Raw genomic sequence first — 24,484 nt, forward strand, 5'->3', positions numbered from 1 at the left:
ACTATGTTTAAAAGTCTCTGGAGAATTGAGACATCTGAAGTATGAAAAGAACAAACGAAGTCTTTTTTAAAAACCACTGGAAACGGGTATTAATTATCCTGCCGGCATTTGTCATATTATACCTGATTGGTTACATTATGGATCCTTTTTCGGAATATGCCAGAACATTTTTTCACAGGGACCTATCAGAGATATTAACAGACTTTGGGATTACATTAATCTTCTGTACGATTGTCTGTGAAATAAGCATCCTGATTAGCAACTGGCTGGATCACAAATTACCATGGATAGAACATTCGAGAAAAAGGTTTGTAATAGAAACCTTGCTAAACTTTGTCGCCGTACTAGGTATACTGTTTATAATTTTCTCAATTTATTCTTACTATGTACCGGAAGCAGGGATGCATTCAGTTCTTACTGATTCCAAATACATACAGGAGACCAGAGAAATTATGCAGCAATTTCTCATTACACTAATGGTGACATTCTTAGTAATGGTGATCAATACCGGAAACAGTATTTTATTGAAATGGAAAAATACTGCTGTAAGAGCAGCAGAATCTGACAGAATAGCTATGGAAGCGGAGCTGCAATCTTTAAAATTACAGCTGGACCCTCATTTCGTATTCAACAATCTGAGTGTTCTGTCCGAACTGATTCTGAGAGATCAACAATTGGGCTATGAATATGCTGAAAATTTCACTAAAATTTACCGGTATATGCTCGTAAATTCAAAGAAGAATATTATACACCTGGAGGAAGAAATAAAATTTCTGAATGCCTATATCTTCCTTTTAAAACAACGGGTAGGCGAGGGCCTGATATTCGAAATTGATATAGACCGTAAGCAGTATCTGAACAGCCTTCCACCACTAACGCTGCAATTACTGGTGGAAAATGCAATGAAGCATAACAAAACCTCCAAAAGTGATCCTTTGCATTTAAAAATTTATACTAACAGCGAACATAGTATTGTTATTGAAAATAACTTCAATCCACTGGAAACCAATACACCATCTTCGGGAATTGGTTTGGAGAATATTGCCAGAAGATACCGTTTGCTGGGTGCTGCGAAACCTGAAATTTTTCAGGATGATAAAACATTTAAAGTCACTGTTCCTTTAATTGAATTAAAATAATAAGTATATGAATATTTTAATTATAGAAGATGAAAGGCCTAATGCTGAAAGGCTGAAAAGACTAATCCAGGGGATAAAACCACAGGCTAATATACTGAGTGTGCTGGAAAGCGTTAGCGAGAGTGTTGAATGGCTGGATACTCATGAAAGGCCAGATCTTATTATGATGGATATTAAGCTTTCAGATGGACTGAGCTTCGAAATTTTTGATAAAACCCAGCTGGTAGATGTTCCCATTATCTTTACCACAGCTTATGACGAATATGCTATAAAGGCCTTTAAGCAATATAGTATAGATTATTTACTAAAACCTGTTGATAAAGACGAGCTGGCTATGGCTTTTGAAAAGTATGACCAGCTTGATATCATGGTGAATAAAGCAACTAATCCTTCTATTGAAAAATTGCTGGATGAGTTTCGTCCTAAAAACTACCGGACACGTTTTCTGTTGTCATACAGGGATGGTTTCAAAACTGTAATGGTAGGTGATGTCCTTTATTTCTATTCAGAACAAAAAATAACCAAAGCCAGGCTTGCAGACGGAACAGACGAAATTATCCCTCATACGATGGATGAACTGGAACAACAACTTGATCCCAAGTTATTCTTTCGGGCTAACAGACAATTTATTATCTGTATAAATGCTGTTGAACATGTTTATAATTACTTTAATAATAAACTTAAAGTGGCTATGAGAAAGAATACTGATGTAGAAATTATTGTAAGTAGAGATAAGGCTCCCTTGCTTAAAAACTGGATGGGTTATTAATGATATTACACTTTATAATAAAACCGTTGCTTATCTGGCAACGGTTTCTTTTTTTATATAAATACCTGTATTCAGAGCACCAATTCCGTAATAGATTTATCATTCAAAAGAACTTTCGAGCAAACCTTATGGTTCTTTGCTGCTCCCTGCACACGCCAGGTTACTGTAAACAGATCTCCCTGTTTAATCTGCTTGCCCAACATTGGTCTTAGGTGGTGTTCTCTAAAGATTGTTTCATATTTTTCTATTGCCTCATCATTATAAGGAATTGTAATCCGGTATGTATGAAGCGAACTTATTTTATCTATTATATTCTGAACATATTTTAGGCTGATCAGTAATATAACAACTACGGCCATTCCGTATCCTGCTTCAATATAATATCCCGCACCTATCGTCATTCCCAGAGCTGCGCAAATCCAAATAGTGACAGCAGTAGTAAGTCCGGACACTCTGTTTTCTTCTTTAAAAATAACACCGGCACCCACAAAACCTATTCCGGTAATAATATTTGCGGCAATACGATCCGGGCTTCCGGGAGCTCCAAGACTTCTGGATAACATTGTAAACATGCAGGACCCAAGTGTTACAAGAATCATTGTACGAAGACCTGCCGCTTTCAGCTGATATTCTCTTTCAATTCCGATAATACCACCTACAAATACAGAGGCCACAATCAACAGAATTTCGTAATCAATTTCCATGAATTATTTTTTCTTTAAAATTAATAAATAGATTTTCAGATGTAGAATATATATTACAAATTATTTATTCCCGTCCGGAATAGCAATCCCGGATATAAAATAAATACCCGGGATCTTGTTAATTATTTTTTTGATTTAAAAAAACCGACCAACTGCTTTTTTTATATTTCCCCAATATTCTTTCCCTAATAAAGCTATTGCAATAACAAATATTATTTCACCAATAACGACCAATGCGGAGATGATCCATGTTTTATATGGAATATCCATAAATGGTAATACAGGAACTGCCATCCAATACAGCAGCACAATTCCCAACAGGATTAAACCGGCTTTCTTTCTTATATTCTGCTTTGTCATGCTGTAATTTTAGTTATACAGATATCGATAATAACGGAATATTGTTACCCGATGCCATAATACTGGTTTTACTTCTGTGTATAACAGACTCCCAAAAACCATATTTATGTGGTACCATTACAAGCAGATCCGCCTCTGTGTCCACTATTTCGTCTTTTATAGCAGCTACTACATTATCGGAAAGTACATTTTTATAATAATGACTGACACCTGCCAATCCATTATCCATATTGAATTTTCGTTCTGTTACAGCATCATTCATTTGTAACTTTTTCAAAACAGACTCAACTGTGAATATTTCTATCTGAGCTCCGAATACAGAAGCAAAATCACGAAGCTTTTCAGGAAATTCTTCAGATGTATCTTTATCAAAATCACATGCATAAAGTATATTCTTTATTGGTGTATAATGCAGATTTTCGGGAACTGCTAATACCGGAATTTTCAGGCGGTGGATAACCTTAGTTGTTGTATTTCCCATTAACTGCTGCTCAAGGCTTTTATCACTCATGCCCATTACCAGCATGTCTGCCTGCCAGATTTCAGCACATGCTGAAAGTTCTGTAAAGATATCACCGGATGCAAAATACCGGATTACTTTAATACCAAAGGTCTGAGACAGGGCATAAGCACTATCTTCGAAATTGTCTTTGGCTTTCTGAAATATACTATCCATAGACTCTACGGAAAGTCTTGCATTTAAAGCATGGATAGATATATTATGCAAATGAAATAAGACAAGCTCTATATTATGCTTGGCGGCGGCTTCAGCAGCATAGAGCATAGCATTTTGCCCGGCTACTGAATAATCTGTTGCTACAATTATTCTGTTCATATCAAAAAATGTTTGTATTAATATACGAAATCCCCGGCAGAACTAGCCGGCCAGGGATCTCTATCTATGGAATTTAAGTTACTTACCAATTGGGATGGCATATCCCAGAGAGAATATAAATCCGCGGTTTTTAATGTTTTCTCCTTTTACATCAGAGATATTGCTTAGTCCTAGATTGTATCGTCCGTCTACAATTAGTTTACCTGGTCCTGCCGGTATAGCCGCTCCCAATCCCATTTGTAATCCAAAGTCAACACTTTTTGTTTTGCCCAGGGCTTCCTTTACTTTATTACTCTGTCCCAAACGGAAACCAATAGAAGGTCCTGCATTTACATATACCGGTCCAAAGCTGTATTTTAATAGTACCGGTATTTCCAGATAATTCAGGTTATAGTTTGTCTTGCCGGCTCCTGCCGGTTTAAATGCTACACCTTTTTGTATATAGTTAAGTTCCGGTTGAATAGAAAAACCATCTTTTCCTACAGGAATATTAACGCCTAAGCCAGCCTGAAAACCTACTTTAGATTTTTCACCACCAATACTTTTTATAGACTGTGTCGCTACATTAATACCAGCTTTAGGAATTAATTCAATACTTTGTGCACTTACACTAATAGCCCCAATACCAAATGTGAATGCTACCGCTAATAATACTTTTTTCATTGTTTCTAATTTTTTCTTGATTAAAACTGAAGCAAATCTACATTCGGTGATAATGGAAAATATCTGTTATTTTACCGAAACGGAAATAGTTACTCCCCAAACGTAATCCTGTACAACTGAAGCGTAACATCACATATCAGACGATGAAAAACATAAACACTACACACTGAAACACAATTATTTAAAGCGATAAATTCAGTGCTAACAGACAATAAAAACAGCTGCTAATCTTTTCGGTTGGATCTCTTTACATTTCGGAGGCCAATATTTCCGTTTCAGTCAGATAATCGAATCCGTGCTTTTAAATGATAGCTTCCTTTGCAGCAAATTAAATGTCAGAGATATGATTACAAAAATGAGAAAACCAAGCTCTTTAATATTGGCTATAGCAGCAGCGATGTTTCTTTCATCGTGCGGACAGAGTAGTCCCGGTTCTGCAGCCGGAGAACTACCTGCACCGGAAACAGACTTTGTTACCCTTATTCAGGGAGCGGGGGATACACAAAAAGAATACCCTGGTAATATTGAAGGTATTGTAAATGTAGATGTAAAACCTCAGGTCACCGGTTATTTACAGGCTGTATTAGTAAAAGAAGGGCAATATGTACAAAAAGGACAGCCTTTATTCAGAATAATGCCGGATGTCTATAATGAACAGGTAAAAAATAGTGATGCCGGATTAAAATCGGCGCTTGCAGCTCAGGCAACAGCCAGGCTGGAAGTTGAAAAACTACGCCCCCTTGTAGACGGGAAAGTAGTTTCCGATATGCAGCTAAAAACAGCTCAGGCCAATTATAATGCAGCTACAGCTCAGGTAGAACAGGCAAAAGCAGCATTGGGATCTTCGAAAATCAATGCTAATTTTACACTTATAAAGGCTCCTGTAAGCGGCTACATAGGTCGTATTCCTAATCGTACAGGTACACTGGTATCACCTGCAGATACAGCAGCACTGACTACACTTTCAGATATCAGCACAGTACAGGTTTATTTCTCAATAAGCGAAGCTAATTATATCACTTATAGTAAAGAAGGCGTTTTCTCAGGAGATTCAGGGAATATTCAGCTTATCCTTGCAGACGGCTCGGTATATAACCAAAAAGGTAAAGTGGAAGCGGGGAGTGGTAATATAGATAAAGCAACAGGGAGTATTACCATGAAAGCTATTTTCCCTAATCCGGATAAACTTCTGCGTTCCGGTGGTGCCGGAAAAATTGTGATTGGTAGAACGGTAGATAATATTGTACAGCTTCCTATAACCAGTGTGAAAGATATTCAGGATAAATTCTTTGTATTCAAGCTTGCAGACAGCAGTAAAGTAGCAATGGTCCCAATCCAGATCGACGGAAAAACCAAAGATACTTATTATGTAAAATCTGGTGTAAAAGCGGGGGACAAGATTGCACTAAACAGAATTGATATGCTGCAAGACGGGATGAAGGTACAGCCAAAGAAAGTACCTGCAAAATAAACCCAGAGAGAATAATTACTTATTAAAAACGAAATTATGTTAAAAAAAATTATAGACCGTCCGGTCTTTGCAACAGTAATATCGGTAGTTATCGTCGTATTGGGGATTATTGGTCTTAGCAGACTCGCAATTACCCGATTCCCGGATATCGCTCCTCCTACTGTTATAGTAAGAGGTTCTTATCCCGGAGGAAACGGACAAACCGTTATACGTTCGGTTGTGACTCCTCTGGAAGAGCAGATAAATGGTGTAGAAAATATGGAATACATGAAATCTACTGCCAGCAATGATGGTTCATTTTCTATTTCTATTATATTCAAGCAGGGAGTAGATCCCGATCAGGCAGCTGTAAATGTACAAAATAGAGTTCAGCAGGCCACACCTATATTACCTCAGGAGGTACTAAGAAACGGAATTACAACTTCCAAACAGCAGAACAGTATGATCATGGTATTTAACCTGTATACTGATGATAATAGTAAATACGATGAAACCTTCCTGCAAAACTATGCGAACATCAATCTTTTACCACAGGTAAAAAGAATTAAAGGTGTTGGGCAAGCTCAGATATTCGGTATCAAAGATTATTCGATGCGTATCTGGCTGGATCCACAAAAGATGGCGGCTCAGGGCCTTGATCCTGCAGATGTTACCAATGCAATTGCCAATCAAAGCTTAGAAACTGCTCCGGGAAAATTAGGTCAGGAATCAGATGCCACTTTAGAATATGTCATCCGCTATAAAGGAAAAAAGAATCAGCCTGAGCAATATGAAAATATTATTGTAAAGAATGAAGGAACAAATATTGTCCGCCTTAAGGATATTTCCCGTGTAGAGTTTGGTTCTATTGACTATAGCGGTAACAATACTACCAACGAGAAGAATGCAGTAACTATTGCTATTATGCAAACTTCGGGATCGAATGCAAACGATATTGAAATTGGTGTAAACAAGTCTCTTGAACAATTATCAAAATCATTTCCTCCGGGTATTAAGTACTCTAAAGTAATCAGTTCAAAAGAAAGATTAGACGAAGCAATCAGCCAGGTAAAATCTACACTTCTTGAAGCCTTTGTATTGGTATTCATTATTGTATTCCTGTTTTTACAAGACCTACGTTCAACCATTATTCCGGCTATTGCTGTTCCGGTTGCTATTATTGGTACTTTCTTCTTCCTGTTGGTGCTAGGTTTTACCATTAATGTACTAACGCTCTTTGCACTGGTACTGGCTATTGGTATAGTTGTCGATGATGCTATTGTCGTCGTAGAAGCTGTGCATAGTAAAATGGAAGGTTCTACGATGAGTGGTAAAGAAGCTACGCATAGCGCAATGGGTGAAATTACAAGTGCAGTAATCTCCATTACCCTGGTTATGGCTGCTGTATTTATTCCTATTGGCTTTATGACAGGTTCCGCTGGTATTTTCTACAAGCAGTTTGCTTATACATTAGCTATTGCGATTATTATTTCGGCTGTGAATGCACTTACGCTAACTCCTGCATTGTGTGCATTGTTCCTGAAAAATCATAATACAGAAGACGGACATCCTCATGAGAAAAAAGGTTTTGTAAAGAAATTCACCACAGCCTTCAATGCCGGATTCGAAAATATGACAGGGAAATATGTGAAGGGAATTAAATTTCTATTCAAAAGAAAGCTTATTGCTGGCGGACTTGTTGTAGGAGTTATTGCATTAGCAGGGTTCTTTATGACAACTACACCAAAAAGTTTTGTTCCGATGGAAGATGATGGTCTGTTGATTTATTCTCTTACAATGCCACCAGGAACCGGACTTACAAAGACAACTGAGGTCGCCAACAGAATCAACAAAATGCTGAAACAAAATGAGGCTATAAAAGAGAATACCTCTATTACAGGCTATAACCTTCTGAGCAGTAGCGCAGGTCCTGCATACGGAATGGGCTTTATTAAACTTAAACCTAAAAAGGAGAGAGGTTCTGTAAAAGATATTGAGTCTATCAATGCTATGATAAGCCAGCAAATGGCAGGTATAAAAGAAGGAAGTGTAATGGTATTCAGAATGCCGCCAGTAGAAGGATACGGAGTAACAAATGATGCAGAAATTGTATTACAGGACCGTACAGGACGCGATCCTCAGGTACTGAAAGCCAAAGCTGATGAACTCATCGGACAGCTGATGCAGACACCGGGAGTAGCTTTTGCTTATACAACATTCAGAGCCGACTATCCTCAGCTGGAACTGGAAGTAGACGAGGACAAAGCTAAACAGATGGGAGTCAGTGTTGCTGGTTTGCTCAATACAATTCAGGGATATTTCTCCGGAGATCAGTCACAGAATTTCTCAAGATTTGGAAAATTCTACAGAGTGAACATTAAAGCAGACGGCGTATTCCGTATGGATGAAGCGGCTTTCAATAATATTTTCACCAAGAATGCGGCAGGGGAAATGGTACCTGTAAATACGCTGATAACGCTGAAAAAAGTATATGGTCCGGAATCTGTAAGCAGATACAACCTTTACAATTCATTGACCATTAATGTTGCTCCGGTTCCGGGAATTAGCAATGGTGAACTTATGAATCGTATAGAACCTGTATTGGACAAATTACCATCAGATTATAGTTATGAGTGGACAGGATTGAGTCTGGAAGAGAAGGCTTCAGGAAATCAGACGGTCTTCATACTAGCCCTATGTATATTCTTTGTTTATCTGATTCTTTCAGCGCAATATGAGAGTTATTTGTTACCGCTATCTGTAATTCTTTCTATTCCTACAGGAGTTATAGGTGCATTCCTTGGAATCCGCGCTGTAGGTCTGGACAATAACATCTTTGTACAGGTGGGACTTATTATGCTCGTTGGACTTCTCGCCAAGAATGCCATTTTGATTGTGGAATTTGCTGTTCAGAGAAGGAAAGAAGGAATGTCCATTATGGATTCTGCTATTGCAGGTGCACGTTCCAGATTACGTCCTATTGTAATGACCTCATTGGCCTTTATTGTAGGTATGATACCGTTGATGATTTCATCAGGAGGAATGGCAGCAGGAAATATATCCATCAGTGTGAGTGCAGCAATGGGAATGCTAAGCGGAGTAGTGCTCGGCGTATTTGTAATACCTGTACTATATATATTATTCCAGTATCTGCAGGAAAAAGTATCCGGAAAAAAACATACAGACCAAACCGTAAAAAGCGAATCATAATGAACAAAAATACAATCACAAACTTGCTGGGAGCAATTGCAATTGGTGCATTGGTAAGCTCCTGTTCTGTGGCTCAGAAATATACACGCCCAGAGCTGAACATGCCGGTACAATATAAATCGGATATTAGTTTAACAGGAGATCATGTACAATTGCCATGGAAGACATTTTTTAAAGATCCACAGCTGATTGCACTTATTGAAAAGGCTTTGCATAATAACAACGATGTAGCTGTCGCCTTAAAAACCATAGACCAGCTGGATCTGGCAATGAAGCAGGCAAAACTATCAATCCTTCCTACAGCACAGGCAACTATAGGTGCCAACAGAAGTTATCCTTCTAAAAACAGCATGAATGGTTCTATGGCAGAGCAGTTTATAGGGACTAAATATATAGATGATTACACACTAAATCTTGGAATATCCTGGGAGGCAGATATATGGGGAAAAACTAAATTGCGTAAAGACCAGAGTATTGCAGATTATTTTGGCCAAAAGGAAAATGTTGTGGCTCTTAAAACCCGTATCATTGCTCAGGTAGCTCAGGCATACTATAATTTAATAAGCCTCGATCAACAGCTTAAAATAGCGAATGAAAATGTAAAGCTTAGTGAAGATATACTTCGCATGATGCGCCTGCAATATAACTCCGGTCAAGTCAATTCTTTGGCTATAGAGCAGGCAGAAGCACAAAAGAAAACAGCTGAGCTTATTATTCCTCTGGCCAAGCAAAATATAAGTGTTCAGGAAAGTGCATTGAGTATTCTTTGTGGTGAATATCCGGATAGTATTTCCAGAGCTGGCAGCCTTAAAGGTGTAACACCAGAAGAAATTTACGGATCCGGCGTTCCTGCAGAATTGCTTAGCCGCCGTCCGGATCTTAAAGCTGCAGAATATGCCGTTATTTCTTTAAATGCAAAAACAGGACTGGCAAAAACAGCAATGTATCCGTCCATTAGTCTGTCTGCGCAGGTAGGAGCTAACTCTTTTAAGTTCAATAAATGGTTTGATTTGCCAGGTTCGATAACCAAAAACCTTGCAGCAAATCTTACTCAGCCAATCTTTCAGAAAAAAGAACTGCAAACGGCTTACAAAACTGCCGTTATTGAACAGGAAAAAGCTGCAATTCAGTTTAAACAAGCCGTTATGACAGCTGTAGGAGAGGTCTCTAATGCTATGGCTAATTACAAGGGCAGTACTGAAAGATTAAATTTGGTATCCAAAAAAGGGGAGGCTCTGGATAAAGCCACCAAAGATGCCACATTATTGTATAAAAATGGTATGGCCACATATCTGGAGGTAATCTCTGCACAAAGTGCAAAATTACAGAATGAGCTGGAACAAAATACTATAGAGCTGGATAAGCTAAATAGTATGGTAGAATTGTACAGATCATTAGGAGGAGCTACAGACTCCATTTAGAAAACAACACTATTATATATATATCATTTTTCTCATTTAATTTGTTGTTTTTGAAATTGTATTTACAGTTTCGTGCGGGCAGATCTTCGGATCTGCCTTTTTCATTCCATCTTGCTTTATTTCCGTTTCAGAAGGCTTTATTTCCGTTTGGGTCAAAATAACCTATGGATGTGTTCTTAATCTTTCTTCTTTTGTAGCAGAATATCGGGAGCAATATCCCGAAATAACAGAGACACAATATGCAACAAACCTGGTTAAAAAGATTTATGCTTATCTGGAGTGGTCAGTTTATATCGCTGATCAGCAGTTCTGCCGTCAATTTTGCAATTATTATCTGGCTTAGTCTTGAAACCAGATCCGCAGAAATTCTGGCATATGCTGTAATTGCAGGAATGCTTCCGCAGGCCGTTTTGGGGCCAATTGCAGGTGTCTATGTAGACCGGTGGAACAAGAAACTAACCATGATGCTTGCAGACAGTTTTGTAGCGGTCTGTACACTTATTATGTCTGTATGCTTTTATCTGGGGTATGAAAGCCTTACTATGATTTTTATAGTGCTTTCGCTTCGTTCAATAGGTTCAGCATTTCATATGCCTGCAATGCAGGCTGCAATTCCTATGATTGCTCCAAAATCAGAATTATTACGGATTGCAGGCGTCAACCAGATTATCCAGTCTGTATCTGGTATTGCAGGACCTGCACTTGGAGCGCTTTCAATAAGTTTCTTTTCAATAGGGAAGGTGCTGTTATTTGATATTGTAGGAGCAGCAATTGCCGTAGTATCACTGGCTTTTATAAAAATTCCGGAAACAAATAACTATAAAAAAGCAAAAGCAGGCATAAGAAATGTTATACAGGATATGAAAACGGGATTTAATGCCATCCGAAGCAACAGAGGTTTGTTTATGCTATTTGGCGTTTCCGTAATGTCAGCATTATTTGTAATCCCAACCATTCCGTTGCTTCCGCTGATAACAATAAACCACTTTAATGGTGGTAAGTTCGAAATGGGATTGGTGGAAATTCTCTGGAGTATCGGTATGCTTATTGGCAGTGGTATTCTTAGCATATGGAAACCAACAGTTAATAAGATATTTATTATCAATATAATGAATATTATAACCGGGATATTATTGGCATGGTCCGGATTGCTTCCTTCAAATGCATTTCTCATTTTCATTTTTCTGATGGGAATCTGCGGGACTGCATACTCAGTGGAGAGTGCTACGTTTACAACAATTGTTCAGGAAAAGGTAAATCCGGAAGTTCTGGGGCGGGTATTCTCTATGTATTTCAGTCTAATTCTTTTGCCTTCCATGATCGGACTTTTTTCAACAGGTTTTCTTGTTGAAGCAATCGGAATCAATCAGGCATTTATCATATTAGGTGTTTTAACAACTGTTGTGGGAGGATTATCTTTTATGATTCCTGCATTAATGGCTCTGGACAAAAAAGATAATAAAATACTGGAAACAAACAATTTATAAGTATGAAACAACAAACCATCATCAATATATTTTTTCATAGTTTAGTTTAATTTGTTGTTAAAAGCTGTGAGACAGTTTTGAGCAGACAGGTTTTAGTGCACCTGTCTGTTTTTTTATTTATAAATACAGCTTTTATGCAACACTGATACTAAGTTTCTGCTCAAAATCTGAGTTTTATTTACAATCAAAAGAAGTAGGATAAAGGATATTATTTCATTTTAAAAAATACTATATTTAACATAATATTAATTATAGGTCAAAATAGTCCTCGCAGGCTCGGTTGCCCTATAATAATATTATGTAAAATATTGTAGTGTCTGCATCACAAGGAATTGTGTGTTTCAAAGTATTTTGACCTATAATTAGTCATTATGTTCAAGCCTCCGGAAATAGCCGCTCGGCCAACGCTCATGTTTGCAAAAAATTAAATGTGTCTGGAAAAAAATTTACACATTGAATTTTTGCTGCACAATTTCCCGACGCTCAGCCTGACGATTTAATTTTTTTTGCCAACGCTCGGAAAGCGAAATTTTATTTTCGTGGAGTTCGCTGGCATGCAAAAATTGCCAATGTGCCTGTCGGCTTTCTTTTGGCATTTTTCTATGCTGGCGCTCACGACGTTAATTATCTGTTCTTTTGCCTTGATGCAAAAGAACCAAAAAATCAAGGCTATGATGCCCTCGCTAAAAACCGACTGCGCTACGCTAAAATGTAAAAACTCGCTTCGCTCAAACAGTTTACATTTTTTAACGCTTCGCTACGTCCGTTTTTTTAACGCTCATTCATCAATGCCGAAGTGTGTACTTCAATCATGTTTCTATTTAACATAATGTAGAGAAATTCTGCTTCATATAATGTTTGTATTTTACAATAAATCAGTTATTTATAAAATATGTAACACTACTTCACTGCTCAATTAACGATTAATATTCGATGAGCTTTTCCTTATAAAATTCTTCTCTCGGCATTTCGATTTCTACGATGATTTTCTTTTCATAAACTTTTAGAGCCAGCTTATCGCCTGCCCTGAATCCGCTTTTCTTTAACCATTTGCCACATATCGTGATTATGGGATGGTAATTATAGGAGCTAAATACTTTACGGCAAACCGTAATTTTGCGTATTTCCAATAGCTTACCTTTGTTTCTGTCGGCGTTTTTCATATCATTGTGCTTTTATGCCGTGAAGTAAAACAAGCCCTCTTGGGTAATCAATTCCTAATCAGGATGTTTTATCTTTAAAAAAGCATAATTTAGAAACTTCATTTGCCAATAGTTGTTAATTATTTTAACTAAAAACAGTATATTTGAGATTTATGATACATACCGATATGCCAAACAAGAAAATACACCAAGGTCGAAACATAAAGCGTTTCCGTGAAATGCTGGGCATCAAGCAAGACGCCCTAGCCTACGAATTGGGCGATGACTGGAACCAAAAGAAAATCTCTCTCCTGGAACAAAAAGAATCCGTAGAAAAGGATATTTTAGAACAAGTGGCTAAAATCCTGAAAGTGCCTACCGAGGCTATTGAGAATTTTGATGAGGAACAGGCTATCTATAATATCTCTTGTAATTTTTCAGATAATGCTGTAAATAATAATGGCGTCAACATCCAAAATATTGATCCTGTTGACAAAATCATAAAGCTTCACGATGAAAAAATCGCCCTTTATGAGCGTATGCTAAAGGAAAAGGATGATATGATGGCGAGGTTGGAGAAGCTTATTGAGGGGAAATAAATGTTATAAGTATTTCTAGTACTCCCATTTATAACTAGTATAAATTCATCTTGATGGTATACTATCAAATAAGTAATTTTTCTTATTATTTTGTATATTTGACAGTACCTAACAAATCACACAAATACTAAAAAGCTATAGAAAAATCAAGTTGTATAGCAAATTCATAGAACCACATATAGAAAAACATCTATATAATATATAGTGTTAATAATTTAAAGTATGGAAACAAAGCCGATTACAAGACATATTGACAGATTAATTTTAGACCCAAATAATTATCGGTTTATAGATAGGCGTGATTATAAATTTGTTCCTGATGACCAAATTACAGATTCTCGCATTCAATTAAGGACTCTTAATTTTATTTGGGGTAAAAATCAGGATAATATAAAAGATCTTATAAGTAGTTTTAAGTCCAATGGATTTCTTGATATTGAACAAATTCAAGTAAAAGCTGTAGGTGATAAATATCTAATTTTAGAAGGTAATAGAAGAACTGCTACACTTAAATATTTATGGGAAGAATTTAAAGCGGGAAATGATGTAGGAAAATTAACAGAATCCGATTTCAAGAGTATCAAACTAGTTGAGATTATTGGAGAAGACCCTGTTAATCATTTAATAACAATGGGACTGCATCATATTAGTGGAAAAAAAAGGTGGAGTGCTGTAAATGAAGCAACATTGATTAATGATCTTATTGAAAAACATGGCAAAACCGAAAATGAAGTATGCGAATCATTAGGTATCTCAATATACAAATTAAGAAGAAGCCGTAGAACAATTTCTTTAATACAACAATATAAAGATAGTGATTATGCTGACCAATTTGAAACTAATAAATATACCATTTTTGAAACAGTAGTTGGTAGTACTATTATGAAAGATTGGCTTAGTTGGGATGATACTCAATATAAAGCTAATAATCATTCTAATCTTGAAAAATTTTTTGTGTGGATTTCTGAAACAGAAGAAACCGAAGAAGATGAAGATGGTATTGAAAGAATTATTAAAAGAGAACCGATAATTACTCAATATAGGCAAATAAAAGAAGTAGCAGAATTTATAAATGACCCTGCCGCCGTAAAGAAAATGGAAGAAAGCAGGAGTATTACTGAAGGGTATACTTATAGTGAAGCGATTGGAGAGAATCGTTTAAAAAATGCCTTGCAAAATATAAAAGGTGAAGTTCAGGTTGCTTTTAATTTCAGTGAATATCTAAATGAAAAGGATTACGAAGAAGTTGAAAATCTGAAAGCAAAATTAGAAAAATTACTGCCAATTAATCGTGCCGATGTTGCTATTGGTATTCAATCATCAAATACATACTTTCCAACAATAAAAAAACATTTTACGACTTCAAATATAAAGCAATATAGAAAATTAAACAACCTAAGTATTAAACATTTAACAAAAGTAAATATTTTCGTTGGTGATAATAATATGGGGAAGACTTCTATATTAGAATCATTTTATTTAGCAAGTCAATTAAATGATTTATATGCTTTTTTGGAATTAGAAAAGTTGAGAGGAAAATTTAATGCGAATATAAATCCTTTGTGGGTTGATAGAAATTTCAACGAAGATATTGAGATAGAAGCAGAATTCAATCTAAAGCCAAGCATGATTCATATTTCTTCTGAAGAAACAGATGACGATATAGATAAATCGGGCTACATAAAAACTATTTTAGCAGAGGCTACTGTTGAAAATAAACAATTCTCAAGTCAACTACATTTATTCAGCAATAAAGATTCGCAGTTCAAATTTTCAACCACATCTATTTTGTGTCCTGCTACTTTTACAAGCCCTTTTAGATATAATAGTGCATTGTTAAGAAAAGCACATGCCTTTGCTGTAGAAGAAAAATATTTCGATGAAATAATTGATTTTATTAAAAAGAATTTAGATTCTAGTATTGAAAAAATAGAATTGGTGAGTATAAGTAATGAAAGTCATTTCATGGTTACATCATCCTCTCTAAGTAATGCAATAGACATTACTAAATATGGTGAAGGTTTACAGCGTATTTTTGAAATCACCTTATTAATGGTCTATAGTCGTAATGGTATTATTTGTATTGATGAAATTGATAGTGCCATTCATAAGAACTTGCTTATTAAGTTTACAAGTTTTATACAAGAATTAGCAGACAAGTTTAATGTACAAGTTTTCTTGACAACTCATAGTAAAGAGTGTATTGATGCATTTGTTGAAAATGATTATCCTGATGATGAATTAACAGCATTTGCATTAGAAATGGGAGATAATGGAAAAATTGAATGTAATTTCTTAAGTGGTAATAAGCTAAAACAATTAGTAGAAACAATAAACATTGACATCAGATAATTATGAGTACACAAATCATTATTGCACTTTGTGAAGGACCTCATGATGTTGCGTTTTTGAATAAAATAATTAAAACTAAAGGTTTTACAAGTAATGACAAAAGCAAATTAGATGAATATCCAAAACCTCTAAATGGGATACTTATTAATGAAGCAAGCAAGACAGATGTTGAGGGTTTAAACATTCAAGAGGTTCGACAGAGTTTACTACCTGCCTATACTTTAATAAAAGAAAATGTTCATATTCTTCTCTATGTTATGGGGGGGTGATGGTAAAAAAGCAAAAAGAAAAGATTTTTTAGAAAAAATTAAGGCAACAATTGTATTACCTGGTGAAATTAAACAAGGGAGAGAAACTCATGATGTTACATTTGGAATAATATATTTTTTTGACGCTGATGATAATGGAGTAAATAATAGAATAAATGCAATTAAAGCTGAATTAAAACAAGTAGTTAATTCAATTCCTAATACAGATTTTTTGACAAATAGTAGCTTTGGTGAATACGAAGGTATGAAACTTGGTTGTTATATATTTTCTGGGCATGACAATAACACTGGAAAATTAGAAGATATTTTACTTCCTGTAATGACTGAAGATAATGCAGAAATATTTGAAAATGCAAATAAATTTCTCGATGACAACCATGATGAGAGCAGGCTATTTCCATTAAAATTAAGATCTGATGCTACAGGTGTGACCGAAACAAGAAGTAATAGAACAAAAGATAAATATGCCTATGACAGAACAAAATCTGTAATAGGCACTGTAGGACAATTACAACAATCTGGGGGAGCAAATACAGTTTGTATTGGATTTACTGACTATTTAACATTAGGCAAAATAGAAGGAAATCCAAAATGTCAAGAAATTTTAGATTTTCTTAATGATTTTATAAGTCATTAATGAGTAAAATACAATTAACAGCTTAGTCGTTAATATTGCTACTCACATCTATATACAGCCTCCTCCATTCGGTTATATTCCCCACTCTATTTTATGACTGGTTTGCGTGAGGGATAGCAGCGAAAAGCCCACAGCGAGGCACGAGCAAGGACTTGTAGCGGATAGCCCGACCCGTAGGGTCACGCCCAAAGGAAAATCTTTTTAAAAGTTGCAGTCTTTGTGGCTTGCGCCACTCATCGTGCTACTCACATCTATAGGCTTTCTCTACATTATTTTGTGAGGCACATTTTGTTTATTTATCACATTCGGGATTTCAGGCACATTGAGGATTGTTAGGGCGTGTCCCCTGCCCTTTTTTCGGTTGTTTATTGGTTGGTCAGGGGTCGGGCTATGCGCTTTATCTTTTGTTCGTAAACTCTCAAAAGGATGCCGCTGCTATCCCTCACGCGGAGTGGTGTTTAACGAGGAAGTGAGTCGGTTATATGGAGGTTTATTGGTTAAAGAGTGAAAATAAAATTCCCCTTTTCCCCTGCTCTAAAAAAATTAAATACCAAAGCTATTTAACATAATGCTCCGTACATTATAGGTCAAAATAGTCCTCGCAAGCTCGGTTGCCCTATAATGATATTATGTAAAATAGTTACGAGTCTGCATCACAAGATATTGTGTGCTTCAAAGCATTTAGACCTATAATTAGTCATTATGTTCGGAGCCTCCGGAAATAGCCGCTCGGCCAACGCTCATGTTTGCAAAAAATTAAATGTGTCTGGAAATAAATTTACACATTGAATTTTTGCTGCACAATTTCCCGACGCTCGTCCTGCCGATTTAATTTTTTTTGCCAACGCTCGGAAAGAGAAATCTTATTTTGATTCGGCGTTTATAATTTTTTCAGAGGTCCCATCGAACTTACGTTTCGTGGAGTTCGCTGGCATACAAAAAATGCCAATGTGCCTGTCGGCTTTTTTTAGGCATTTTTCTATGCTGGCGCTCACACGTTAATTATCTGTTCTTTTGCCTTGATGCAAAAGGACCAAAAAATCAAGGCTATGATGCATTACTCACGGTTTATTTACTTTTTATTTGGTGTTCGTGATTGCTCCGCAATTCGCTAAAAACCGACTACGCTACGCTAAAATGTAAAAACTCTGAGCTACGCTCGTAAACCTTTGGCTTATGCTCAAACAGTTTACATTTTTTAACGCTTCGCTACGTCCGTTTTATTCACGGTTTTTTATATGTTTTTAAAGGAGTTCATGAATGCTGTGCATTTGTTAACGCTCATTCATCAATGCCAGAGAGTGTGCTTCAACCATGTTTCTATTTAACATAATGTAGAGAAATTCTGCTTCATATAATGTTTGTATTTTGTATCATATCAGACGCTTACATATATTTAAGTATAATGTAATTTCGTTATTTTACCTTTATTTCTCCGTTTACAAACCGTAGTTGTTCGAATACTTCGGGATGTACCATTTCTTTGATTTTCTTGCGTAATAGTCGGGAGCTTTCGTTTTGGATTCGGGCTAAGAGCTTGGTGTCTATCGTGTTGGGATCTTCTTTTTCGACCACTATCCTACCCTTGTATATCCATACCGTGAGCTTGTCTTCGGCTTCAAATCCGCATTTGCGAACCCATTTGCCAAGAAGCATTATTCTGGATGCATAGTCGTTTTTGTGGTAACCTTCATTCATGTATACGGCTGATACCGTGAGACGGCGTACTTCCAAGAGTTCTTGTTTGTTCTCGCCCTTGCTTTCTAAAGTGTTTTTTGTGCTCATACATCGTGTTTTATGGGAGTTATTATAGTGTAGGGAAATTATTTAATCCATTTAATTTCTCCGTTTTTGAAGCTTAGTTGTTTGAATATGTGTGGACTTACCAATTGGCGGACTCGCTCCCGAACATATTTCTCATTGGCTTTCTGCTCACGTGCCAGTATTTTAGGGTTTATTGTATTGGGTTTTTGCTTTTCTATGACGAGCCTGTTGCGGTAGACACTTACTGTGAGTTTGTCGTTTGGTTTGAATCCGCATTTGTCAATCCATCTGCCCTGTAGCTGGACTTTGGAGCAGCATTCGTGCGGGTTGTAATGTCCTTTTATGGGGATGCGATTTACGGTGATGTAACGGGTGTCCAATACGATTTGGTTTTCTTCCTCTTCTGTTAAAAATCTTACGTTGCACATAATTTGGTGTGTTTTTATGGTGGATATTGAATAAATACGGTTTCCCGTAATTTGGCGTATTTGGATTGGTTTATATTTGTTTCCGTCAGTGTTTTTTATGTCATTGTGCAATGATGTTGTGAAGTAAGGGAAGGTTTGCGGGATAATCAATTCCGTTTCAGGATGTTTTATTCCGAAAAAAGCATAATTTAGAAACTTCATTTGCCAATAGTTGTTAATTATTTTAACTAAAAACAGTATATTTGAGATTTATGATACATACCGATATGCCAAACAAGAAAATACACCAAGGTCGAAACATAAAGCGTTTCCGTGAAATGCTCGGCATCAAGCAGGATGCCCTAGCCTACGAATTGGGTGAAGACTGGAACCAAAAGAAAATCTCTCTCCTGGAACAAAAAGAGTCCGTAGAAAAGGATATTTTAGAACAAGTGGCTAAAATCCTGAAAGTGCCTACCGAAGCTATTGAGAATTTTGACGAGGAACAGGCGGTAAATATTATCTCCAACACATTCAATGACCAGTCAAATGGTTATAACTATTACCCTACTTTCGCTTTCAATCCCGTTGATAAAATGGTTGAGCTTTACGAACGTATGCTTAAGCAACAGCAAGATATGATTGATAAGTTGGAGAGGTTGATTGAGGGGAAATAGACTTCTTATGATTTATGACACAATTAGTTAAAGAAAATTTTGTAATTTGGGTTAATACCCTGCATTAGTATCGTAAAATTTTACACTCTTCAAAATCGTGTAAATTTGCATGTTTTGAATAAAAAAATTACACACAATAAGTATAATAAGAATGTCAAAGAGTAAAGCAATTATAAACAATAAATTAAACCCTAAATTAAGACTAAATACGATTTGTCCTTATTTTACAATGTTTCCTTTGTCTTTTCCATATCGCGTTTTACAAAAGACAAAAAAAACAGATGTCGTTTATGATCCATTTTGTGGACGGGGAACTACAAATTTTGCTGCTCGATTATTGGGATTGAATTCTTATGGAATTGATAGTAACCCAATAGCCCATGCGGTTGCACAATCAAAATTACAGCATGTAGATCAAAATCAAATTTATTCAAGATGTGTTGATATTCTTGAAGAACACGACCCTATAGATATTCCACAGGGAGAATTTTGGGAGTTGGCCTATCACCCAAATACCCTTATTAATATATGTAAATTGAGAAATTACTTCATTAATGAAGAATTATTGGATGATATAGATATTTCGCTAAGAGCTTTAATTCTAGGTATTTTACATGGTCCGAAAATGAAAACCCAACCTTCATATTTATCTAATCAAATGCCGCGTACATTCTCTACCAAGCCAAATTATTCTATTCAGTATTGGAGAAAAAATATGCTCATGCCTTCGGAAGTTAATTTATTAGATCTTGTTGAAAGAAGATCCAAATATATATTTAATGAACATCAACTAAAGAAAGTTGATGGTGCTATTTTATTAGGAGATAGTAGATCACTAACAAATACATTTGAAAATAAAATAACCAGAGTAATTACTTCTCCACCCTACTATGGCATGTCAACCTATGAACAAGACCAATGGCTAAGAAATTGGTTCTTAGGGGGAAGTAGTCAAGTGGACTATACTAATCAGGCACAACTAAAACATGGTTCTGAATCAGTATTTGTGAATGATTTAGCTAAAGTTTGGGCTAATACAGCGCCTAAATGTATACCTGACGCTAAACTAATAATTCGTTTCGGAGCATTACCAAGTAAATCAAAAAAGACTCCACGCGAATTAATAAAAGAATCTTTAGAAATAGCTGATTGTGGCTGGAAAATTAGTTCTATACGTTCTGCAGGTGAACCAAAATCGGCTAATCGACAAGCAAATCAATTTAAAGGAACTACAGGCAATTATGTAGAAGAGATAGATGTATATGCTACTTTAAATATTTAAGAATGTTTGATCCTGAAGAAATACCGCAAATCAAAAGAGCCATCCAAGAATGTGCGATAGTCGATAAAAATTTATTGGAAGATCTCCGGGCTGAAGCAAATTTAATGAAACCAAATGTGCGTGTAATTAAATCACGTAATATAACCACATTTTCTTTAGTTGCAACTGATGGCACTAATAATAAATTAATTTACAATCCTTTTTATTTCCAAATAATCAGAGTTGTAGATTCATATGGGAATAACCTATGTTTAGATGTTGTTACGCCAACAACAGATACCGATATATTAAGTCAAAGACAATTCGATGATTTAGGGAACCCTCAAACCCTTTTAGGTATACTAATGAAAGATCTGGATTGTAAAACTTTAAATGAGTTGAGTCCTATGATTCCTACAGGAAAAAAAATGAGAGAAAATCCAACGGAAATTTCAAAATCATGGGTATTAACATATAGAGATTTATGTGAATGGGCTGTATTATATCATAAAATTTGCTACGAGGGTTTTGCAAGCAATACAGTAGTTGTAAAAGACGGGCTTTTAAGGAGCAAAATATTCAAATATGATGCAGCAAATAAAAGGCCTCTTTTTATAGAAATGATGAAAAAGATTAATGCCGCAATCGAAAATACGTATAAACAAAAAAGGATTAAAATTTTCTTTGTTGGTTTAGCAAAACATAGTCAGGTATTATCTAGATATTCATTGGCAATGCAAATAGAAAACATTTTTCCATCAGGAGAACCGAGATATGCTAAAGTTCCCGAAGAGATGGAAAAAAAATCCTATGTGTGGAAAGAATACATGAAACGAGTTGATGGAGAGGAAGAAGAAGTAGATCGAGAAGTAAATAAATACTCAATGGGAGAGCTATATTTAGTTCGCTTTGGTAAAAAAAATGGCGATCCGGTTTGGGCAATAGACCTTCTGAACTCTCAAACTTCTACTGATGCCGAAATATTTGGATATTTATATATGGATACATTAGACGGATTCCCAACACCTCATTATCCCTCATGCCTACAAAGAGCTTTAGAGTATGCACAGGTTATCGATTTTGATTTGGATATCCTTCAGGATGAAGTAGTGAAGGCAATTAAAAATCTTTTACCGGAAGAAAAAAAAGACATAATAGATTACCAAACTTTAGGTAACTCATCAATAACAAATAGACAATAATGACATTATTTCCAGAAGATAAAATAGTTGGAATCTTTAAAGGATTCAGTGATGGTGGGCTAGAGTTTCACGCTGACATTGTTCTAAAATATGATAACATATTCCAAAACATACCCATGCATGGGCAGTTTTTAATAGTAGCATTAGAAGGTGATAATGAAGCTGTTCTTGGTCGAATCACTTCTGTTTCAGCATTAGGTAAATTAGCAGGCACAGCGGGTGAAGATTATGCAATAAGAGCTATTTCTGAAGGAAGAGAAGTATCGGAAGATCTGAGAGAAGGCTATTTAAAGTATAAAGTTGATATTCGGGTCCTTGGAGTTATACGAGTCAATGGAAAAAATATAGATTTTGCCCCTTCTCATAGAAGATTACCACATGTAGGGAGTAAAGTAGCTTTCTTATCGGATGACATCCTACAAGAAGTGGCTGGACATAATATTGTTGGCGAAGGTGGTGAACCAGCACCAGCTTTTGGATACTTAGCTTATGGAGAATTTGTATATAATGGAAGTAAAAGAGATACACACGCTGTGTTAGAGTCATGGATGGTTCCAAAATCCCCGGAAGTAATAACTAAATTTAAGATCGAACAGTTAGTATCCAGAAGGTCATTTGTATTTGCAAGAGCAGGTTTTGGAAAATCCAATTTGGTAAAACTTCTCTTTAGCAATCTTTACGAAAAACCTCCATTCATCACAAAGAAACAAGGAAAACAATCCCCTGTTGGCACAATTATATTTGATCCTGATGGAGAATACTTTTGGCCTGATGATAGTGGTAGACCCGGATTATGCGATGTACCACATTTAGAAGACAAAGTAGTAGTATTTACAAACAGAGAATCTACTAGTCCATTTTATCAATCTTTTGTTGCTGGAACTATTCGTCTTGATATAAGAAGATTAAGACCTGCAGAAATAATATCAATAGCCCTTCCTCCTGAAAGGCAGAGTCAACAAAATGTTCAAAAACTAAAGGGACTCAATGCTGCTAATTGGAGAAAATTAATCGATCTAGTACATGTTCACGGAAATACTACTCCTATTGAAGATCTAAGAGAGATTATACTAGGAGATCGAACTAATGATAGACAAGATGCTGAGATATTTGCTATTCGGTCTAATATTACAACCATTATTAGGCTCATTCATGACCCTAGTAGCCAAATGTTAGATAAACTTTTTGACTCACTTCGCAATGGTAAACTATGTGTGGTAGATATATCGCAGATGCGTGGAGCCAATGGACTTATACTTTCAGGCATCATTCTCCAACAAATATTTGAACACAATCAGACAGAATTTACAAAGGCAGAACCAGATAGTATTCCCACAATAGCTGTCATAGAAGAAGCTCAATCTGTATTAGGAAATTCAGGTGGAGCAGATAGCCCCTATATTGCATGGGTAAAAGAAGGAAGAAAGTTTGGCTTGGGAACCGTTTTAATTACACAGCAACCAGGAAGTATATCAGATGAAATATTAAGTCAGGGAGATAATTGGTTTATCTTTCATTTACTTTCTGCTGTAGATTTAGGAGCACTGCGTAAGGCCAATGCCCATTTCAGTAATGACTTATTAAGCTCCTTATTAAATGAACCTATTCCCGGAAACGGAATATTCTGGAGTAGCTCCGGGGGCAAACCATACCCTATTTCTTTAAGAGTTTTAAGTTTTGAAAAATTATTTAAAGTAAAAGATATAAAATATAATAAGCCTGCTGGGAATACATTTAGCATTATTCTTCGAGAAAAATTTGATAAAAAACTTGAAGAAGTTAGAAATGAAGTGGGAACAGTAGAGATTAAAATAGACGATGAAAAAGGTTATAATCCGGATGAATCACAAGAAGATACTATAGAAATGTTTATTATTAGTGCCTTTAAAAAGATTAATGCAGATAATGATTTTTTAAAAAAATTGAAAAATAATGATGTTCATTGGATGTGGTTAAAATCAAAAATACTTGAAGGACTTCCGAATAACATAGTAGACAGAGACGATTTGGCCCAGCAATGTGTTAGTCGCTTTCTGAATGAAAATATAGGAACCAATAAGTGGGGTACGGAGAGAAGACCTAGTAAAAGTGAAGCAAACAAATTAGTATCATATATAATAATGAAATAAATTAATC

The 24,484-nt window shown here is 35.9% G+C and carries 21 protein-coding genes and 1 pseudogene; 14 read left to right on the top strand and 8 right to left on the bottom strand.

Annotated features, from left to right (window positions below):
• The first annotated feature begins 41 nt into the window (after positions 1–41).
• Both ATE49_RS10395 and ATE49_RS10400 read left to right on the top strand, forming a co-directional pair.
• Positions 42–1,139, top strand: coding sequence for a sensor histidine kinase (locus ATE49_RS10395; RefSeq protein ID WP_065082118.1), 1,098 nt, complete (start codon positions 42–44; stop codon positions 1,137–1,139).
• A gap of 7 nt (positions 1,140–1,146) precedes the next feature.
• Entirely contained in the window at positions 1,147–1,908 is a 762-nt protein-coding gene (locus ATE49_RS10400) for a LytR/AlgR family response regulator transcription factor (RefSeq protein WP_059153929.1), read from the top strand.
• Positions 1,909–1,979: 71 nt separating this feature from the next.
• On the opposite strand, the gene ATE49_RS10405 is transcribed toward ATE49_RS10400, so the two are convergent.
• The 4 genes and pseudogenes from ATE49_RS10405 to ATE49_RS10420 all read right to left on the bottom strand — a co-directional run bounded on the left by ATE49_RS10405 (position 1,980) and on the right by ATE49_RS10420 (position 4,470).
• Positions 1,980–2,612, bottom strand: coding sequence for an MgtC/SapB family protein (locus ATE49_RS10405; protein ID WP_059153928.1), 633 nt, complete (start codon positions 2,610–2,612; stop codon positions 1,980–1,982).
• 121 nt (positions 2,613–2,733) lie between these two features.
• Positions 2,734–2,972: pseudogene (locus ATE49_RS10410) on the bottom strand (transporter suffix domain-containing protein); the annotation flags it as partial.
• Positions 2,973–2,985: 13 nt separating this feature from the next.
• A complete protein-coding gene (locus tag ATE49_RS10415) occupies positions 2,986–3,807 on the bottom strand; it encodes a universal stress protein (RefSeq protein WP_065082120.1) in 822 nt (273 codons plus the stop codon).
• A gap of 78 nt (positions 3,808–3,885) precedes the next feature.
• Positions 3,886–4,470 carry a porin family protein gene (locus ATE49_RS10420; RefSeq protein ID WP_059153925.1) on the bottom strand — a complete coding sequence of 195 codons (585 nt, stop codon included), beginning with the start codon at positions 4,468–4,470 and terminating at the stop codon, positions 3,886–3,888.
• Between the two features lie 343 nt (positions 4,471–4,813).
• Here ATE49_RS10420 and ATE49_RS10425 point away from each other — a divergent pair, with 343 nt between their 5' ends.
• The 4 genes from ATE49_RS10425 to ATE49_RS10440 all read left to right on the top strand — a co-directional run bounded on the left by ATE49_RS10425 (position 4,814) and on the right by ATE49_RS10440 (position 12,038).
• Positions 4,814–5,941 (top strand): efflux RND transporter periplasmic adaptor subunit, encoded by a 1,128-nt coding sequence (locus ATE49_RS10425; protein ID WP_065082121.1) that lies wholly within the window; start codon positions 4,814–4,816, stop codon positions 5,939–5,941.
• 36 nt (positions 5,942–5,977) lie between these two features.
• On the top strand, positions 5,978–9,130 hold the full coding sequence (locus tag ATE49_RS10430) for an efflux RND transporter permease subunit (protein WP_065082122.1): 3,153 nt from the start codon (positions 5,978–5,980) through the stop codon (positions 9,128–9,130).
• Positions 9,130–10,551 (top strand): TolC family protein, encoded by a 1,422-nt coding sequence (locus tag ATE49_RS10435; protein ID WP_065082123.1) that lies wholly within the window; start codon positions 9,130–9,132, stop codon positions 10,549–10,551. Before ATE49_RS10430 ends, ATE49_RS10435 begins: the two co-directional genes overlap by 1 nt.
• Positions 10,552–10,790: 239 nt before the next feature.
• Positions 10,791–12,038 (top strand): MFS transporter, encoded by a 1,248-nt coding sequence (locus ATE49_RS10440; protein ID WP_065082124.1) that lies wholly within the window; start codon positions 10,791–10,793, stop codon positions 12,036–12,038.
• A gap of 446 nt (positions 12,039–12,484) precedes the next feature.
• Here the strand turns inward: ATE49_RS10440 and ATE49_RS20215 are convergent, their stop codons facing one another.
• Positions 12,485–12,634, bottom strand: a complete 150-nt coding sequence (locus ATE49_RS20215; RefSeq protein ID WP_155759300.1) for a hypothetical protein — start codon at positions 12,632–12,634, stop codon at positions 12,485–12,487.
• 327 nt (positions 12,635–12,961) lie between these two features.
• Positions 12,962–13,201 (bottom strand): SymE family type I addiction module toxin, encoded by a 240-nt coding sequence (locus tag ATE49_RS10445; protein ID WP_065082125.1) that lies wholly within the window; start codon positions 13,199–13,201, stop codon positions 12,962–12,964.
• A 152-nt stretch (positions 13,202–13,353) separates the two neighbouring features.
• Here ATE49_RS10445 and ATE49_RS10450 point away from each other — a divergent pair, with 152 nt between their 5' ends.
• From ATE49_RS10450 to ATE49_RS10465, 4 genes are all read left to right on the top strand, one after another.
• On the top strand, positions 13,354–13,779 hold the full coding sequence (locus ATE49_RS10450) for a helix-turn-helix domain-containing protein (RefSeq protein WP_065082126.1): 426 nt from the start codon (positions 13,354–13,356) through the stop codon (positions 13,777–13,779).
• A 222-nt stretch (positions 13,780–14,001) separates the two neighbouring features.
• Positions 14,002–16,131, top strand: a complete 2,130-nt coding sequence (locus ATE49_RS10455; RefSeq protein ID WP_065082127.1) for an AAA family ATPase — start codon at positions 14,002–14,004, stop codon at positions 16,129–16,131.
• A 2-nt stretch (positions 16,132–16,133) separates the two neighbouring features.
• Positions 16,134–16,400 (top strand): hypothetical protein, encoded by a 267-nt coding sequence (locus ATE49_RS10460; protein ID WP_065082128.1) that lies wholly within the window; start codon positions 16,134–16,136, stop codon positions 16,398–16,400.
• Complete coding sequence (locus ATE49_RS10465) at positions 16,384–17,037, top strand: DUF3226 domain-containing protein (protein ID WP_065082129.1); 654 nt, start codon at positions 16,384–16,386, stop codon at positions 17,035–17,037. The genes ATE49_RS10460 and ATE49_RS10465 overlap by 17 nt, the downstream gene beginning before the upstream one ends.
• A 1,416-nt stretch (positions 17,038–18,453) precedes the next feature.
• Here the strand turns inward: ATE49_RS10465 and ATE49_RS10470 are convergent.
• The gene (locus ATE49_RS10470) at positions 18,454–18,822 is read right to left on the bottom strand and encodes a SymE family type I addiction module toxin (protein ID WP_065082130.1); all 369 of its coding nucleotides are present in this window, start codon (positions 18,820–18,822) and stop codon (positions 18,454–18,456) included.
• A 38-nt stretch (positions 18,823–18,860) separates the two neighbouring features.
• Entirely contained in the window at positions 18,861–19,430 is a 570-nt protein-coding gene (locus ATE49_RS20595; protein ID WP_260256176.1) for a type I toxin-antitoxin system SymE family toxin, read from the bottom strand.
• Between the two features lie 50 nt (positions 19,431–19,480).
• Between ATE49_RS20595 and ATE49_RS10480 the strand changes: the two genes are divergently transcribed.
• The 4 genes from ATE49_RS10480 (at position 19,481) to ATE49_RS10495 (ending at position 24,477) form a co-directional block, all read left to right on the top strand.
• On the top strand, positions 19,481–19,885 hold the full coding sequence (locus tag ATE49_RS10480; protein WP_065082131.1) for a helix-turn-helix domain-containing protein: 405 nt from the start codon (positions 19,481–19,483) through the stop codon (positions 19,883–19,885).
• Positions 19,886–20,036: 151 nt separating this feature from the next.
• Positions 20,037–21,167, top strand: coding sequence for a DNA methyltransferase (locus ATE49_RS10485; RefSeq protein ID WP_065082132.1), 1,131 nt, complete (start codon positions 20,037–20,039; stop codon positions 21,165–21,167).
• A 2-nt stretch (positions 21,168–21,169) separates the two neighbouring features.
• Positions 21,170–22,348 (top strand): hypothetical protein, encoded by a 1,179-nt coding sequence (locus ATE49_RS10490; RefSeq protein WP_065082133.1) that lies wholly within the window; start codon positions 21,170–21,172, stop codon positions 22,346–22,348.
• Positions 22,348–24,477, top strand: a complete 2,130-nt coding sequence (locus tag ATE49_RS10495; protein ID WP_065082134.1) for an ATP-binding protein — start codon at positions 22,348–22,350, stop codon at positions 24,475–24,477. Before ATE49_RS10490 ends, ATE49_RS10495 begins: the two co-directional genes overlap by 1 nt.
• Positions 24,478–24,484: the final 7 nt, after the last annotated feature.

The organism is Elizabethkingia miricola, assembly GCF_001675285.1.
Classification (GTDB): Bacteria; Bacteroidota; Bacteroidia; order Flavobacteriales; family Weeksellaceae; genus Elizabethkingia; species Elizabethkingia miricola.

Coding starts and splice junctions, on each gene's coding strand:
- ATE49_RS10395 (WP_065082118.1), top strand. CDS start 42: ATGAAAAGAACAAACGAAGTCTTTTTTAAAAACCACTGGAAACGGGTA.
- ATE49_RS10400 (WP_059153929.1), top strand. CDS start 1,147: ATGAATATTTTAATTATAGAAGATGAAAGGCCTAATGCTGAAAGGCTG.
- ATE49_RS10405 (WP_059153928.1), bottom strand. CDS start 2,612: ATGGAAATTGATTACGAAATTCTGTTGATTGTGGCCTCTGTATTTGTA.
- ATE49_RS10415 (WP_065082120.1), bottom strand. CDS start 3,807: ATGAACAGAATAATTGTAGCAACAGATTATTCAGTAGCCGGGCAAAAT.
- ATE49_RS10420 (WP_059153925.1), bottom strand. CDS start 4,470: ATGAAAAAAGTATTATTAGCGGTAGCATTCACATTTGGTATTGGGGCT.
- ATE49_RS10425 (WP_065082121.1), top strand. CDS start 4,814: ATGATTACAAAAATGAGAAAACCAAGCTCTTTAATATTGGCTATAGCA.
- ATE49_RS10430 (WP_065082122.1), top strand. CDS start 5,978: ATGTTAAAAAAAATTATAGACCGTCCGGTCTTTGCAACAGTAATATCG.
- ATE49_RS10435 (WP_065082123.1), top strand. CDS start 9,130: ATGAACAAAAATACAATCACAAACTTGCTGGGAGCAATTGCAATTGGT.
- ATE49_RS10440 (WP_065082124.1), top strand. CDS start 10,791: ATGCAACAAACCTGGTTAAAAAGATTTATGCTTATCTGGAGTGGTCAG.
- ATE49_RS20215 (WP_155759300.1), bottom strand. CDS start 12,634: ATGCCAAAAGAAAGCCGACAGGCACATTGGCAATTTTTGCATGCCAGC.
- ATE49_RS10445 (WP_065082125.1), bottom strand. CDS start 13,201: ATGAAAAACGCCGACAGAAACAAAGGTAAGCTATTGGAAATACGCAAA.
- ATE49_RS10450 (WP_065082126.1), top strand. CDS start 13,354: ATGATACATACCGATATGCCAAACAAGAAAATACACCAAGGTCGAAAC.
- ATE49_RS10455 (WP_065082127.1), top strand. CDS start 14,002: ATGGAAACAAAGCCGATTACAAGACATATTGACAGATTAATTTTAGAC.
- ATE49_RS10460 (WP_065082128.1), top strand. CDS start 16,134: ATGAGTACACAAATCATTATTGCACTTTGTGAAGGACCTCATGATGTT.
- ATE49_RS10465 (WP_065082129.1), top strand. CDS start 16,384: ATGTTATGGGGGGGTGATGGTAAAAAAGCAAAAAGAAAAGATTTTTTA.
- ATE49_RS10470 (WP_065082130.1), bottom strand. CDS start 18,822: ATGAGCACAAAAAACACTTTAGAAAGCAAGGGCGAGAACAAACAAGAA.
- ATE49_RS20595 (WP_260256176.1), bottom strand. CDS start 19,430: ATGAAGTTTCTAAATTATGCTTTTTTCGGAATAAAACATCCTGAAACG.
- ATE49_RS10480 (WP_065082131.1), top strand. CDS start 19,481: ATGATACATACCGATATGCCAAACAAGAAAATACACCAAGGTCGAAAC.
- ATE49_RS10485 (WP_065082132.1), top strand. CDS start 20,037: ATGTCAAAGAGTAAAGCAATTATAAACAATAAATTAAACCCTAAATTA.
- ATE49_RS10490 (WP_065082133.1), top strand. CDS start 21,170: ATGTTTGATCCTGAAGAAATACCGCAAATCAAAAGAGCCATCCAAGAA.
- ATE49_RS10495 (WP_065082134.1), top strand. CDS start 22,348: ATGACATTATTTCCAGAAGATAAAATAGTTGGAATCTTTAAAGGATTC.